At 67.9% G+C, this 13,613-nt stretch carries 15 protein-coding genes; 5 read left to right on the forward strand and 10 right to left on the reverse strand.

Annotation, left to right across the window (positions count from 1 at the left end; genetic code table 11):
- Position 1: 1 nt before the first annotated feature.
- The gene (locus ABIC51_RS22125; protein ID WP_027791774.1) at positions 2–1,396 is read right to left on the reverse strand and encodes a DUF1800 domain-containing protein; all 1,395 of its coding nucleotides are present in this window, start codon (positions 1,394–1,396) and stop codon (positions 2–4) included.
- A 711-nt stretch (positions 1,397–2,107) separates the two neighbouring features.
- Here ABIC51_RS22125 and ABIC51_RS22130 point away from each other — a divergent pair.
- A complete protein-coding gene (locus ABIC51_RS22130; protein WP_319000664.1) occupies positions 2,108–2,965 on the forward strand; it encodes an alpha/beta hydrolase in 858 nt (285 codons plus the stop codon).
- A 144-nt stretch (positions 2,966–3,109) separates the two neighbouring features.
- Here the strand turns inward: ABIC51_RS22130 and ABIC51_RS22135 are convergent, their stop codons facing one another.
- The 4 genes from ABIC51_RS22135 to ABIC51_RS22150 form a co-directional block, all read right to left on the reverse strand.
- Complete coding sequence (locus ABIC51_RS22135; RefSeq protein ID WP_060371900.1) at positions 3,110–3,613, reverse strand: periplasmic heavy metal sensor; 504 nt, start codon at positions 3,611–3,613, stop codon at positions 3,110–3,112.
- Positions 3,610–4,026, reverse strand: coding sequence for a hypothetical protein (locus ABIC51_RS22140; RefSeq protein ID WP_027791777.1), 417 nt, complete (start codon positions 4,024–4,026; stop codon positions 3,610–3,612). The genes ABIC51_RS22135 and ABIC51_RS22140 overlap by 4 nt, the downstream gene beginning before the upstream one ends.
- The gene (locus ABIC51_RS22145; RefSeq protein ID WP_080981954.1) at positions 4,023–4,787 is read right to left on the reverse strand and encodes an RNA polymerase sigma factor; all 765 of its coding nucleotides are present in this window, start codon (positions 4,785–4,787) and stop codon (positions 4,023–4,025) included. Before ABIC51_RS22145 ends, ABIC51_RS22140 begins: the two co-directional genes overlap by 4 nt.
- Before the next feature lie 250 nt (positions 4,788–5,037).
- Positions 5,038–5,337, reverse strand: coding sequence for a YXWGXW repeat-containing protein (locus ABIC51_RS22150; RefSeq protein ID WP_027791779.1), 300 nt, complete (start codon positions 5,335–5,337; stop codon positions 5,038–5,040).
- A gap of 321 nt (positions 5,338–5,658) precedes the next feature.
- Here ABIC51_RS22150 and ABIC51_RS22155 point away from each other — a divergent pair, with 321 nt between their 5' ends.
- Entirely contained in the window at positions 5,659–7,344 is a 1,686-nt protein-coding gene (locus ABIC51_RS22155; RefSeq protein WP_146254376.1) for a purple acid phosphatase family protein, read from the forward strand.
- A gap of 66 nt (positions 7,345–7,410) precedes the next feature.
- Here ABIC51_RS22155 and ABIC51_RS22160 read toward each other — a convergent pair whose 3' ends face one another.
- The gene (locus tag ABIC51_RS22160) at positions 7,411–8,022 is read right to left on the reverse strand and encodes a cysteine peptidase family C39 domain-containing protein (protein WP_027791781.1); all 612 of its coding nucleotides are present in this window, start codon (positions 8,020–8,022) and stop codon (positions 7,411–7,413) included.
- Positions 8,023–8,197: 175 nt separating this feature from the next.
- Between ABIC51_RS22160 and ABIC51_RS22165 the strand changes: the two genes are divergently transcribed.
- Both ABIC51_RS22165 and yddG read left to right on the forward strand, forming a co-directional pair.
- Positions 8,198–8,437, forward strand: a complete 240-nt coding sequence (locus ABIC51_RS22165) for a hypothetical protein (protein ID WP_146254375.1) — start codon at positions 8,198–8,200, stop codon at positions 8,435–8,437.
- A complete protein-coding gene (gene yddG / locus ABIC51_RS22170) occupies positions 8,421–9,365 on the forward strand; it encodes an aromatic amino acid DMT transporter YddG (RefSeq protein ID WP_146254374.1) in 945 nt (314 codons plus the stop codon). The genes ABIC51_RS22165 and yddG overlap by 17 nt, the downstream gene beginning before the upstream one ends.
- Positions 9,366–9,441: 76 nt before the next feature.
- Here the strand turns inward: yddG and ABIC51_RS22175 are convergent, their stop codons facing one another.
- The 3 genes from ABIC51_RS22175 to ABIC51_RS22185 all read right to left on the reverse strand — a co-directional run bounded on the left by ABIC51_RS22175 (position 9,442) and on the right by ABIC51_RS22185 (position 11,413).
- A complete protein-coding gene (locus ABIC51_RS22175; RefSeq protein WP_059697771.1) occupies positions 9,442–10,074 on the reverse strand; it encodes a LysE family translocator in 633 nt (210 codons plus the stop codon).
- A 122-nt stretch (positions 10,075–10,196) separates the two neighbouring features.
- On the reverse strand, positions 10,197–11,093 hold the full coding sequence (locus ABIC51_RS22180) for a LysR family transcriptional regulator (RefSeq protein ID WP_175897506.1): 897 nt from the start codon (positions 11,091–11,093) through the stop codon (positions 10,197–10,199).
- Between the two features lie 50 nt (positions 11,094–11,143).
- On the reverse strand, positions 11,144–11,413 hold the full coding sequence (locus ABIC51_RS22185) for a hypothetical protein (RefSeq protein WP_146254371.1): 270 nt from the start codon (positions 11,411–11,413) through the stop codon (positions 11,144–11,146).
- Between ABIC51_RS22185 and ABIC51_RS22190 the strand changes: the two genes are divergently transcribed.
- On the forward strand, positions 11,412–12,260 hold the full coding sequence (locus ABIC51_RS22190) for a sulfite exporter TauE/SafE family protein (protein WP_060207147.1): 849 nt from the start codon (positions 11,412–11,414) through the stop codon (positions 12,258–12,260). The genes ABIC51_RS22185 and ABIC51_RS22190 overlap by 2 nt on opposite strands.
- Before the next feature lie 369 nt (positions 12,261–12,629).
- On the opposite strand, the gene ABIC51_RS22195 is transcribed toward ABIC51_RS22190, so the two are convergent.
- The gene (locus ABIC51_RS22195; RefSeq protein WP_034196064.1) at positions 12,630–13,580 is read right to left on the reverse strand and encodes a LysR substrate-binding domain-containing protein; all 951 of its coding nucleotides are present in this window, start codon (positions 13,578–13,580) and stop codon (positions 12,630–12,632) included.
- Between the last annotated feature and the right edge of the window lie 33 nt (positions 13,581–13,613).

Genomic DNA, 13,613 nt, shown 5'->3' on the forward strand with positions numbered 1-13,613 from the left:
GTCATCTCCGTTGGAAATCGGGCGATACGAGCAGCAAGGCGAGCGACGTGGTCGCGCTTTCGGCACGCGACAACGCGGTCGCCGTCGGTGCGCTCAACGAACCAGCGAGCAGCGTGTTGCCGAGCGTGCGCGGATCGAGCCGGTCGCCCGTGCGCGCGGCCAGCCGCTGCGCCAGCTCGACGCGGCGCACGAGCGCGTCGGGCGCGGCCCAGCTCGCGGCCACGTCGTCGTAGCCGGCCGGCGAGCCCGGCCGCCACACCGGCTGGCCGAGCTGCGCGAGCAGCGGCGCGGCCTTCAGGTCGCCCGTGTCGTGCCAGCCGAGCCCGCGCAGCGACGATACGGCCCACTCCCACGGCGTCTTGAACTTGCGGTTGACCGGCGACCACGCATCGGGCGCGTCGACGAGCGCGCGATAGACGGTCGGCAAATCGCCGCCGCTCGCGTCGAACGCGCGGGCCAGCCGGTCGGTCAGCGCGGGCGGCGGATTGTCGGCGACGAAATGACGGGCGAGCTGGAACGCGATATGCCGACCGGTCGCCTCCGAATGCGCGAGGTCGTGCAGGATCGCGCGGGCCTGCGATTCGCCGGGCTGGTCGTAGCTGCGCCCCATCACGGTCCGCACGCCGGGCTCGTGCAGTTTCGGGCGAAACACGAACGCGCCGGGCGCCGCATCGCCGGGCTGCGGGCCGCGCCCGCCGGCGATGCTCCAGCCGGTCAACGCGCGCGCGAATTCCGTCACGTCGGCTTGCGTATAACCCGTGCGTACGCCAAGCGTGTGCAGTTCCATGATTTCGCGCGCGAGATTCTCGTTGAGCCCGCGCCTGCCCGACGGATTGCGCGCTTCGGCACGCAGCGCGGCCGGGCTGTCGGGGCCGACCGAGCGCGCCTGGTCGAGGAACAGCTGCATCGCGGGATGCTGCTCGACGGCAACCAGCATGTCCTCGAAACGGCCGAGCACGTGCGGGCGGATCGCGTCGCGTTCGAACGCGCCCGCGTAGGCCGCCACCGGCCCCTTGTCGACCGACACCGCGAAATGGTTCGCCCAGAAATGCACGAGACGCTCGACGAACGGCGCGGGCGTGTTCAACGCGCTGTTGACCCGCGCGACGACGGCGCTGCGATACGTGTCGTTGCCGTCACGCCGGATCGACTGCTCGGTCGCGCGCTTCGTTGCGGGATCGTCGCCGGTCATCGCATTGCGCGCGTTCGCGAAGCGCGTGGCGAGCGCCACCGCGTCGGGCTCGCCGGCCCACGCGGCCGGCCGCGCTTCGTAACGGTCGAATTGCGCGACGAGCGCCGCCTTCGGGTCGGCCGGCGGCGCTTCGTCGGCCCGCGCGCCGAGACCGAAGCGGTTCAGCGCGATGGCAGCCGGGGTGATGTCGTTCGGGTGGTCCATGGCGGGGCTCTTGCGATGCGTACCCGTGTTAAACGTCGGCCGGCGGGAAATCCGTCGCCGGGTAGACGAATATTTCGGGTTTGTCGCGCGGACTTGAAAGCGTGTGTGTCGCCGTTCGAGTTTCCAGCGCGGATTCGACCGACGGTGGCCGCGCATCGACGGATCGCTCAGCCGCCGCAACGCGACCCCGTGCCCCGCCGAGGGACGGGCACGCTTCGACATTCGGCCGACAGGCTTTCGCCCGCTGACCGGCATGAACCCGGCCGGATGGTGCGTCGGCCGAAACCCTGGACGGGTCGAATGCCGCCTTGTCGCGGATATCCGCCCGGCGCTTGCCGTTCCCGGAAACCAGCCTAGACTCAATGGAATGTATCGCTCCGGGTCACGGAGGTATCGTCGTCCCGCCCCGGAGCAAGAATTCGACGCAACCGGAGATCGGCCGTGACCACGCTGCTCGCCATCCTGCTGCCGGCTCCCGTTGTCGCCTTTGCCAATCGATTCGCATGAAGGACGACGCGCGCGACCTCAGGCGCTACATCGGCGAAATCGTTCAGGTTGCCGAATCGCCTTGAACGCCGCGCGTCCGGTGGAACACGACGGTTCGGGCAGCCACGGCCCGGCACACTCGCGTCGACGTGGCGCCGCTACATTGAACAGGAGAAGCTGCCGCACTCCGGCCGGCCACGGCGGAATGCGCCGGCCACCGCTACGATGAACCCACTTCCCGTCAGCTTGCACGCGCGGTTTCGTTGCTTCGGTGCGAAGCGTCCGGCCATGCGCCGGGCACGCGCGTGGCTGCTCGCCATAGCGTTGGCGCTGCACGGTTATCCCGCTCACGCGCAGGGTCAGCCGAGGGTCGTTGACGTCCCGACCCGTCCCGGAGTCACCCAGCGGTTTCTCTTCATCGCGCCGGATGCGCCGAAAGCCGCGGCCATCCTTTACGCCGGCGGACACGGCGGGCTGCAACTGGACCCGTCCGGCCGGTTCGGATGGGGCGCAGGCAACTTTCTCGTGCGCTCCAGGCAGCTGTTCGTGAATGACGGTATCGCTGTCGCGGTCATCGATGCACCGAGCGACCGGCAATCCGCGCCCTACCTCAACGGCTTTCGACTCTCGAAGGAACACGCCGACGACGCGCGTGCCGTGATCGCGTGGTTGAGGGAGCAACTGCACGTGCCGGTCTGGCTGGTCGGGACGAGCCGCGGCACCCAGTCCGCCGCTGCCGTTGCGATCGCGCTGGCCGGTGGCGGCGGGCCGGACGGTATCGTGCTGACGTCCACGATCCTCCGTGAAGATCGAGGCGGTACCGCGGTCACCGACATGAACCTGGCCAGCCTCAGGATTCCGGTGCTCGTCGTTCATCACCAGAACGACGGCTGCAAGCATTGCCCCGTGTCCGAAACGGATACGCTGTTGAAGAAACTGGATGCATCGCCGAAGGCCGAACGGATGATCGTGTCGGGCGGCACGTCCCGGGGCGATCCGTGCGAAGCGTTCGCCTATCACGGCTTCAACGGCCTGGAGAGCAGCGTGGTCGACGCGATCTCCGCGTGGATGCTGGCACGTTGAACGTATCCGTCGCGTTACGTGGCCGTGGTCGCGTTGCGATCGTTCGCGAAAGCGTGCCTGAAAGCATTGCCGACCGGTGTTCCGCGTACGCGTTGCACAGCGCAGGAAAGGCGCGCCGCCGCACGTCTCCCGCGCCGCGTTTCCTTACTGACTCCCCGCCTCGCCCTGCTTCTTCTGCAACTTCGGCGGCAACCGCCAGTTGCCGCTACGCCGCAACCCGTCGACGAACTTCGCGCGCTCGTCCGGCGTCAGCGTCGCCGCGAAATCGACGACGCTGCGCTCCACCTGCGCACGCAGCGCGGTATCGGCCGCACGCGTGCGGTCGAGCGCGGCGTCAATCGCCGTGCGATCGAGTTGCGGCGCGGCGAGCAGATCCAGCACGGTGATCCGGTCGTCGCGCCCTTCCCGCGCGAAATCGCGACCGTCCTTGCGTGCCGCCTTCAGCGCGGCGGCGAATTCCTGCCGGCGCGTGTCCGGCAACTCGTCCGCGGCGAAACGCAATGCGGTGCGCGACGCAGGCGCGCCCGCGGCCCGCAGGTCGCGATGCGTCGAGAACCACTGATACGCGCCGCCGCCGATCGCGCCGAGCATGAATACGTTCAGCACGACCGAACCGACGAGGACGAATTTCCAGCCACGCTCACTCATTCATCACTCCAGTCCACGCTCGGTCCGCCGAACGTCGTTGTCAGATAGCCCTGCTCGTGCGCAGGCGGCACGCTCCCGAGCATCAGCATCGACACGGCCACCGCGCCCGCGAGCGCGCCGGCCAGGCCCACGCCCGCGAATGCCGCGCCCGACCACCACACGGTGCCCCGCCGCCGCGTGCGCCGCGGAGCGGGCGCCGTCGCGACGATGCGCTCGACGAGCGCCGGCGCGGGCGGTGCGACCGTATCGCTGGCGAGCCACGCGTCGAGTTCGGCGGCATCGTCCAGCGCCGCCAACGCGTCGCCCGGATGCGCGCGCGCCCATGCCTCGGCGGCCGCGCGCTCGCCGTCCGGCCAGCGCCGCGCATCCGAGCCGTACGCGGCGACGATGGTACGAAATCGTTCGGGTGTCATCGGATGTCCTCGCTAGGTGAATCGCCGGCCAGTTGCGCGCGCAAGTTTCGCCGCGCGCGCGCGAGCAGGCTTTCCAGCGCGTCGACGGTAATGCCCATCAGGTCGGCCGCCTCCATGTTCGACATGTCCTGATAGTACTGGAGCACGAGCGCTTCGCGCTGCCGCGCCGGCAACGCCGCGAGCGCCTGCCGCACGCGCGCGTCGCGCGAGCGGGTCTCCGCGCGGGTGGCCGGCTCCGGTTGCGGATCGGGCACGTCGGGCAACACGTCGACCGGTTCCTCGCGGCGGCCGCGCAAGCGGTCGTAGCACAGGTTCAGCACCACACGATGCAGCCACGTGTCGAACCGTGCCTCGCCCTCGCGCCAGCCCGGCGCCTGTTTCCAGATCCGCAAGAACGTCTCCTGTGCGACGTCCTCGGCTTCCGTGCGGTCGCCGAGCATGCGCGTCGCGAGTGCGAGCAGCCGCGGCAGCTTGCGCGCGACGAGCACGCGCACGGCCGACGCGTCGCGCGCGCCGACCCGTGCCACCAGCGCGGCGTCCGGATCGCCGTCGCTCAACGCGGGGCGCTCCAGCGCATCGCGCGTCTGTGCCGCGGCGCGCTCGTGAATGCGCCTGTCGGCAGACCGAAGCTCATCGTCGTGCTCTCCTTGCATGCGCCGCGCCATTACCCGGCCCCGCCACACCGGCGGTTCGGGATCGCCGCACGCATCGCGTACGGCATCGGCAAGGTCCGTTTCATCGGCATCGGTTTCAGGCCGCATGGCGATCGTGTCGATCGGTTCGATCGGATGCCGGCCGCCCGGTCGCGCGAGCGGCGGCCGGCGCGCTCAATATACGACGACCGGCGCGGGCCGGTAATAGACCGGACGCGCCGGCACCACGACACAGCCGGCCAGCACGATGGCTGCGGCTGCCAGTATCACCACGGTTCGAAAGGGCATGGCTGCGACTCATGACGTTGCGGGAAGGCGCCGCCGCGCCGGCACCGCGTGCCGTGCGGCGGCATGCGCATCAGGCCCAGTGACCCGGAACCCAGCGCCACGCCGGACCGCGCGCGGCCCAGTGGCCCGGCACCCAGTGATAACCGACGCGAACCACTTGCCAGTGGCCTGGAATCCAGACATAGCGGCCCTGGCGCCAGTGCCAGTGGCCCTGGTCCCACACGTAGCCCGCGCGCGGCGCCGGCATCACTTCGACGCGAGGCGGCGGCGGCGCGTAAGGCGCGACGATGACGGCCTGCGCGAACGCAGCGGACGCAGCCAGCGCGGCCACGCATGCCGTGGCAAACCGCAACGGAATGGAAAGCTTCATGAAAGACTCCGACGTAGCAGATATCGACCGGAAGCGGCCGTTCATGCGTTAAACGGTGCAGGTGGTCAGAATCCGTCGCGATGTCGGCAAATAAATATCGGCCGAAGCGGACGCGCGTCGCCGCGGGCCGGATGCCCCGATCCGCAAGCTCGGCAGGCGCCGGCGCTCCCGCGGGTTGCCGTGCTGTCACAACCCGGCAAAACTGCGCTTCGACAATGTCCGGCACCGGGATCCCGCTCGTTTCCGGCCCACGCCCCGGCCACGCTTACGCACGGCCGGGCGGTTCCGCATCTCGCGTCTCCATCCACGAAAACACCGACCATGTCGAACCAGGACAACTCCCCGATCCAGCCGAACGAGCCCGCCGCGTCCGTCTCGCGCCGCGGCTTCCTGAAACTCGCCGGCGTATCCGGCCTCGCCACCGCCGCCGGTGGCCTCGCGGCAGCCCGGGCCGCCGCGTCGACCCCGGACGGCACGCCCGAACAGGTCCACCTGACGTGGGGCAACGACCCGACGTCGGAAGTCGTGATCTCGTGGGCGTCGCTCGCGTCGGCCGTCAATCCGCGCGCGCGCATCGTCGCCGACGGCGAGCCGCCGCGCACCGTGCATGGCGTCCAGCGCCTGTACACCGACGGCCTGAACGGCGAGACCGTATTCACGTACCACGCGCGCGTGCACGGGCTGAAGCCGAATACGCGTTACCGCTACGAGATCACGGCCGACAACGACAGCAATGCCGCGCAGCCGTTCTCCGCGAATTTTTCGACCGCACCGCGCGGCCGCGCGCCGTTCCGCTTCACGAGCTACGGCGACCTTGCGACGCCGAACGGTGCCTGGGTGCTGTCGTCGCCGCAGAGCCGCTTCGCGGTGCAGGCCGTCGAGCAGTTCCAGCCGCTGTTCCACCTGCTGAACGGCGACCTTTGCTACGCGAACCTGAACCCCGCGCACCAGCCCGAGGTGTGGCGCGATTTCGGCAACAACAACCAGACGTCGGCCGCGAATCGTCCGTGGATGCCCTGCCCCGGCAACCATGAGATCGAGTTCAACAATGGTCCGCAGGGGCTCGACTCGTATCTCGCGCGCTATACGCTGCCGGAAAACGGCACGCGCTTCCCGGGCCGCTGGTACAGCTTCCGCGTGAGCTCGGTGCTGTTCGTGTCGCTCGACGCCGACGACGTCGTGTACCAGGATGCCGCCGCGTTCGTCGGCGGCCCCGCGCCGCTCGTGCCGGCCGCGAGCACGGGCCGCCCGCCGATCGAGCCCGGCACGTCGTTCTACGTGCGCGGCTACAGCAACGGCGAGCAGACGCGCTGGCTCGAACACACGCTGCGTCATGCCGCGCACGACGACGACATCGACTGGATCGTCGTGCAGATGCACCAGGACGCGCTCAGTTCGTCGAAGACGGGCAACGGTTCCGACAAGGGCATTCGCGAAGCGTGGCTGCCGCTGTTCGACCGTTACGGCGTCGACCTCGTGCTGTGCGGCCACGATCACGACTACGAGCGCAGCTACCCGGTACGCGGCTGCAATCACCGCGCGGGCGTCGATGCGACGACCGGCGAAGTGGTCGAGACGCTGCAGCCGCGCCCGGTCGGATCGAACGACCCGGACCGCACGACGTTCGACACGAGCCACGGCACGATCCACCTGATCCTGGGCGGCGGCGGCACCAGCGCGCCGCTGGACGTATACGGCGAGAACCCGGCGACCGGCTTTGCGCGGGCAAAGGTGTTCACGAAGCCCAACCGGCCGGTGCCGGGCACGGCGCCGAATACGTTCGTGCGCCAGCCGGCCGATGCGCTCGAGGATGCGATCTGGTCCGCGCGTCGCGATACCGGCACCGGCTACGGGATTGCCGTGTTCGACCACGACCCGGGCAAGCCGGGCGGGCATACGACGATCACGATGCGCTACTACCACGCACCGGGCGCCGACCAGCACCCGACCGCTGACTACACGCTGTTCGAGACGATCGAGCTGAGCAAGAAGCGCAACGACCGGTGATCGGTCAGGCGCCCGTTGCGACGGGCGCCTGACGCCGTGCGCGCGGGATTCGTTGCATGCGCAACGTCATGGGGCAATCAGGATGCCGCGGTTCGCGAAGTAGCGGTCGAACGTGGCGCGCGGCATCGCCACATTGCGCTGCGTGCGCACGTCGAACCCGGACGGGTTGTGGAACAGCCAGTCGCCGGTGTCGCGGTTCGCGCCGAACACGAGCACCAGATGCCCGCCCCGCGACGGCGGCTCGAAGCCGTCGTGCCGGATGCCGGGATGCACCGACGCCATCAGCATGTGCCCGTCATGCAGCTTCGGTTCGAGCGCGGCCGAATCGATCCCTTCCACCACATCGCCGTCGATCCCGTAGCGCTCGCGCACCCAGTGCACGAAGGGCCGGTAATGCAGACGCTTGCCCGTGTCGCCGAGTTCGGGCCGGTAGACGCCGAACCCGACGGCCTCGCGTACCAGTTCGAGCAGCGGCACGATCGTGTTCGAGCGGTATGCGAGCAGCATCTTCAGGCACGCGATACCGCAGATGTTCGGGCTCCACTGAGCGTATTCTTCCGGCGTGCTTGCGCCGGAGCGATGCCACAACGGGTCGTCCTCCGCGCGCAATTCGCGGGACACGAACCGCGAAACCAGGTGCATCGATTCCCACTGCGAGAAATACGGCACTTCTTTCATGGCTTCCCTCCCTGAAAGCGCGATACGGGCGACGGGCTTCAACGAAAACCGGACCAACTGCTCGATGCGAATCTGCCACGCGACTATACCGCGATGGCGCACGGGGACTTGTTGTACGCCCATCACAAGCCATTGCGCGACGACACGCGGTAGACTGCGCGCCTCGTACTCCGCCATGAGCGGGACGTTCGCGACCGTCAACTGCTTCAGCGAAGACGACGGGACGACGCCGTTCGGCGACGACGACGCATCCGGGGTCGGCGGCCGTGACATGTCGATCCCGGTGCGCGACCAGCACACCGAGATCGAGACCATCCGGATCGACGTACCCGTGGATCCCGTGCAGGCGGAACCGAATCATCCGATAGCGAATTTGAATGTTGAAACAGGCAGGACGCATGAAGCACAAGAATAAGGCAACGCTCGCCGGGCTCGGCGCGGTGTTGTTGTGGGCCTCCGTGGTCGCCCTCGTTCGTGGAGTCAGCGAAAGCCTCGGCGCGACCGGTGGCGCCGCGATGATCTATACGGTGGCGTCCGTGCTTCTGCTGTTCTCGGTCGGTTTCCCCGACCTGAGCCGGTTCCCGAAAAACTATCTGCTCTGGGGCGGGCTGCTGTTCGTCTCGTACGAGGTGTGCCTGTCGCTGTCGATCGGCTATGCCAGCAACGGCCGGCAGGCGATCGAAGTCGCGATGGTCAACTATCTGTGGCCGAGCTTCACGCTGGTCGCGGCAATCGTGTTCAACAAGCAGCGCGCCAACCTGCTGGTCGTGCCCGGCGTCCTGCTGTCGATGCTCGGGATCTGCCGGGTCCTCGGCGGCGACCAGGGGCTCGATCCGGCCGGCATGCTGCGCAACGTCACGGACAATCCGCTGAGCTACGGCCTCGCGTTCTTCGGTGCGCTGATCTGGGCCGGCTATTGCACGGTGACGGCGCGCATCGCGGACGGCAAGAACGGCGTCACGCCGTTCTTCATGCTGGTTGCGCTGGCGCTCTGGATCAAGTTCGCGGTCGAAGGCGGCGGGGGCATGACGTTCAGCCTGCAAGCGGCCATCTACATCGTGCTGGCGGCATCGGCGCTGGGGTTCGGCTATGCGGCCTGGAACACCGGCATCATGCACGGCAACGTGACGATCATCGTCGGCGCATCGTATTTCACCCCGGTACTCGCCGCCATGCTCGCCGCGACGCTGCTGCATGCGCCGCTGTCGATCGAATTCTGGCAAGGCGCGTCGATGGTATGCGGCGGGTCGATCCTGTGCTGGCTCGCGACGCGCGGCCGGCGCAACGCAAAAGCCGCGCCCGTGCGGGTCGGCAACGAAGCGCAGGGCAACAGACAGGGCTGACGAAACCGGGCGCGTTCGTCACGATGCAACTCGGAAGCCCCCCGCGATCCCGCAACCCGTCGGCCACTCACTCGCGTCAGCTGCGCGACTCCAGTGCGATACGCACGGCGAGTCCCGCCAGCACGGTGCCCATCAACCAGCGCTGAACCGACGCCCAGACCGGCCGCCCCGCCAGGAAACCCGCGATGGCGCCGGCCATGCAGGCAATCAGCGCATTCACGCTGACGCTCACCGCGATCTGCACGCTGCCGAGCGCCAGCGATTGCGCGAGCACGCTGCCGTGCCCCGGCGAAATGAACTGCGGCAGCAGCGACAGATACATCACCGCGATCTTCGGATTCGCGAGGTTCGTGACGAAGCCCATCGTGAAGAGCCTGGCGCGGCTATCGTGCGGCAGCTGCCTGACCTGGAACGCCGAGCGGCCGCCCGGCTTCAGCGCCTGCCACGCCAGGTACGCCAGATAAAGCGCACCGGCAAAGCGCAGCACGTCGTACGCATACGGCACGGCCAACACCAGCGCTGTGATGCCCAGCGCCGCGCACACCATGTAGAAGACGAACCCCAGCGCAACGCCGCCGAGCGACACCAGCCCGGCACGGCGGCCCTGGCAGATCGAGCGCGACACCAGGTAGATCATGTTCGGCCCGGGTGTCAGCACCATGCCGAGCGACACGAGTCCGAATGCAAGCAAGGTAGGCAAGGCCGGCACGGCAATCTCCTTCGGGGCAAAGCGGTCAGGGGCGAGTTTGATCAATGTATTGCATCTCGATCACACCGGCATGAATAAACTGCAAGCCGCCCATGAGCGCTTTTCATCGCACCGGCCGTTCGTTACCGGCTCCTTTTCGCGCGCGCGTGAATCGCCTTCGCCGCCTTCGCGCGTTGCGCGTCGACGAGCCGCACGAACGCATCGGCGATCGCATTGCCGGACGTGTTCCACGACAGCCGGACGGAACGATGCAGCCGTGGCGAAAGCGCCAGCACGCGGCCGCCGAACGGGGTGTACGTGAGCGTGATGCGCGGAACGATCGACACGCCCATGCCGGCCTCCGCCATCGACAGGATGGTGCGCATCTCGACCACGTTGAACGCAGCGTGCAGCGGCGTGCCGCTGCGCGCGAAGTAATCCGCGATCACGGGCCCGCATCCTGCCTTCGAGAAAATGAACGGGGCCGCGGACAACTGCTTCGCCGACACGCTCTTGCGGGCCGTGAACATGCCATCCGCCGCCACCGCGACGAAGTCCTCGTCGAGCAGCGGCAGCGTGTGCGCGAAGGTCTTCGTGCCGGCCACCACGCCGACGTCGGCGGTACCGTCCTCGATCCACCCTTCGACTTCGCTGTCCGTGCCTTCGAGCAGCACCGCCGACACGCCCTGGTGCATCTCCTTCAGCGCCTCGAGTGCCGGCACGACGAATGCCAGCGACACGCTTGGCAGCGACGCGACCACCAGCTTCCCTTCGAGCTTGCCGCGCGACAGGCTGAACTGCTGGCGCAGCAACTGCGCTTCGCGCACCACGTTCTGGATGTACGGCCACAGGCGTTCGCCCGCCGCCGTCAGGACGACCGGCTGCCGGTCGCGCCAGAGCAGCTTGACCTCCGTGATGTCTTCCAGCTCGGTCAGCGCATGACTGATCGCGGATTGACTGCGGCTCAACCGGTCGGCCGCGGCCGTGAGCGAGCCGAGTTCGACCACGGCCGCCAGGGCCTGCAACTGCGCAAGGGTCATCGGGTCTCCTTGTTCCAGTAGATGCATATCGCGCATGAGGCGATGCATGGTCATGAATTATATTGAACCGCGTACATGATCGCGCCGACGATACCGGCGGCACGCCGCGCCCCGCGCCGAATGCCCTCCGCAACGCTCGGGTAAGATGCATCCTCGAACCGCGCGTCGATTGCCTGCGGACCCGGCCGCGCAACGATGCGGCGCCATGCGATCGACGCCCGGCCAAGCCGATCCAGAACACATGCGTGCAACACGCACGCGCCGCAACGGGCTCCTTCGACAGCGCTCGCTGCCGGATACGCCGCGACAAGCCATTCCATGATGCATTTCAATCTGACTGAAGGTGTGCTGGTTTCCAGCCTGCAGGGGCTCGGCGCGTTCGATCTGGCCGGCATCGCCGTCGCGCTGCTGCTGGGCGGCATGGCCAAGGGGATCACCGGCATAGGCGTGCCGCTGATCGCGATGCCGATACTCAGCCAGTTCTTGCCGATCCGGCATGCGGTGCTGCTGCTGTCGATGCCGATCATCCTCGGCAACATTCCGCAGGCGCTGGAAGGCGGCCAGGTGCTGGCGACGGCACGCAAGATCGCCGCACCGATCGCGGGCACCGTGATCGGCAACATCGTCGGTGTCGCGATCCTGCTCTCGCTCAATCCGGGTCATGCGCAGGCGGCGTCCGGCGCGCTGCTGATCGTCGCCGCGACGCTGATGCTCGCCGCGCCGAAGCTCAACCTGCCTCCCGCGTGGCAGAAACCCGTCGGCTTCGCACTCGGCTTCGGCGCCGCGCTGATGGAAAGCATCGCGTCGGTTCCCGGCCCGCTGCTCGCCACGTACCTGATTTCGTCCGGCGCGACCGGGCGCGCCTTCACGAAGCAGATCGCGATCATCCTCGTGGTGTCGATCGTCACGCTGCTCACGACGTTCAGCGGCGCCGCGCACGCGAGCGCCGCCGACCTCGCGATCTCGGCGGCGGCCAGCCTGCCGGCCATTGCCGGCATGTGGCTCGTTCGCCCGCTACGGGACAAGATGTCGCCCCGCAGCTTCAGGATGGTCGTGCTGCTCTTCGTGCTCGTCGCGGCATCGCAGATGATCTGGAAATCGGGCGTGTTCCGGCACGGCGGATCGCACGTTACCCAGGTGGACAACACGCACGCGGGCACGCACTGACGGGCGGCGGATTGCCATCGATCCCGCATGCGTTCTGAAAGCTGCCGAGCGTAGTATTCGCGGACCCGGCGTATCGCCGCGCCCGACGATGCGAACGATACGTCACCGACTGTCCTGCTCGCACGCCGATGTCCGCATCGGCGCTGCCACGCTTTCAGAGACCTGCAATGGAAACCTACGTGTTGCTCGGCTGCGGATTCGGCCTTGGCCTGTTGATCGCCGTCTGGGGTATCTGGCAACTCAAGTAACGCTCGCCAGCCGCGTCCGTGCGCAAGCATTCCGTATGGAGACGGACGGGAAATCGTAGTGTGCGGCGGCACTCGTTTCTCAACTACTTCGCACTCCGACCCGGCCATCCGGCAGCTTCGGCTACCCGTGCCGGCTTCCGTTCGAAAGCAAGCGTGACCGAGCCGCATCGAAGCGTGCGCACTCGGCCTTGAGCCAGTCCGAAAAAACCGTGGTGCGCGGATCGTCGGGATTGCGTGACAACAGCATGTAGCGCGCCGGCGCACGCACATGCCTGCCGAAAACATCCACGAGCCGTCCGCTCGCAATCTCGTCATGTACCAGCGCGGCGCGCCCCATCGCGACGCCCTGATGGTTCAGCGCGGCCGTGATTGCCAGGCTGGAGAAATTGAACTGCGGGCCGTCAAGATGCGCCGTCCACGCGGGACGAACTGCCTCCAGCCACGTGCGCCACTCCACGAACTCGGGTGCGCCGCCCCACGGAGCCGCGTCGTGCAGCAGGACGACGCCATCCAGCGACTCCCCGCCGGCAAAGGACGGATGCTGCGCCAGATACGCGGGCGTGGCGACCGGAAACAGGATTTCGTCGAGGATGGCCTCGGCATGCAGCCGCCCGTATTGCACCGGGTCGTAGCGCACCGCCACGTCGATGTCGTCGGTCTCCATGGCCTGACGATCCAGCACCTGAAACTCGGCCCTCACGCGAACCGGCACGTCCGGTTGCAGCCGATGAAATTCGGACAGGCGCGGCATCAGCCATTGCAGCGCGAGCGACGGCAGACAACTCACCTGCAGTGGCGCGTCCGGCATGCCGAGTGCCTGAAGCGTGCGATGGATGTCGCCGAACGCGCTCGACATCGTTCCGAGCAGGGTCGCGCCCTTCTCGGTCAACTTCAGCCCGCGCGCCTGACGCACGAACAGCGGGTAACCCAGCCGGTCCTCCAGGTTCCGGATCTGCTGGCTCACGGCGCTTTGCGTCAGGTTGAACGCCTGCGCCGTCTTCGTGAAGCTCAGCAACCGGCCGGCCGTTTCAAAGCACAGCAACGCACCAAGGATCGAACCATCGAGTCGCATCGTTATAAGTCGGGCTAATGCATTCATTAGAAA

The organism is Burkholderia sp. 572, from assembly GCF_040545135.1.
Lineage (GTDB): Bacteria > Pseudomonadota > Gammaproteobacteria > Burkholderiales > Burkholderiaceae > Burkholderia > Burkholderia cepacia.

Coding starts and splice junctions, on each gene's coding strand:
- ABIC51_RS22125 (WP_027791774.1), bottom strand. CDS start 1,396: ATGGACCACCCGAACGACATCACCCCGGCTGCCATCGCGCTGAACCGC.
- ABIC51_RS22130 (WP_319000664.1), top strand. CDS start 2,108: ATGAACCCACTTCCCGTCAGCTTGCACGCGCGGTTTCGTTGCTTCGGT.
- ABIC51_RS22135 (WP_060371900.1), bottom strand. CDS start 3,613: ATGAGTGAGCGTGGCTGGAAATTCGTCCTCGTCGGTTCGGTCGTGCTG.
- ABIC51_RS22140 (WP_027791777.1), bottom strand. CDS start 4,026: ATGACACCCGAACGATTTCGTACCATCGTCGCCGCGTACGGCTCGGAT.
- ABIC51_RS22145 (WP_080981954.1), bottom strand. CDS start 4,787: ATGCGGCCTGAAACCGATGCCGATGAAACGGACCTTGCCGATGCCGTA.
- ABIC51_RS22150 (WP_027791779.1), bottom strand. CDS start 5,337: ATGAAGCTTTCCATTCCGTTGCGGTTTGCCACGGCATGCGTGGCCGCG.
- ABIC51_RS22155 (WP_146254376.1), top strand. CDS start 5,659: ATGTCGAACCAGGACAACTCCCCGATCCAGCCGAACGAGCCCGCCGCG.
- ABIC51_RS22160 (WP_027791781.1), bottom strand. CDS start 8,022: ATGAAAGAAGTGCCGTATTTCTCGCAGTGGGAATCGATGCACCTGGTT.
- ABIC51_RS22165 (WP_146254375.1), top strand. CDS start 8,198: ATGAGCGGGACGTTCGCGACCGTCAACTGCTTCAGCGAAGACGACGGG.
- yddG (WP_146254374.1), top strand. CDS start 8,421: ATGAAGCACAAGAATAAGGCAACGCTCGCCGGGCTCGGCGCGGTGTTG.
- ABIC51_RS22180 (WP_175897506.1), bottom strand. CDS start 11,093: ATGACCCTTGCGCAGTTGCAGGCCCTGGCGGCCGTGGTCGAACTCGGC.
- ABIC51_RS22190 (WP_060207147.1), top strand. CDS start 11,412: ATGATGCATTTCAATCTGACTGAAGGTGTGCTGGTTTCCAGCCTGCAG.
- ABIC51_RS22185 (WP_146254371.1), bottom strand. CDS start 11,413: ATGGAATGGCTTGTCGCGGCGTATCCGGCAGCGAGCGCTGTCGAAGGA.
- ABIC51_RS22195 (WP_034196064.1), bottom strand. CDS start 13,580: ATGCGACTCGATGGTTCGATCCTTGGTGCGTTGCTGTGCTTTGAAACG.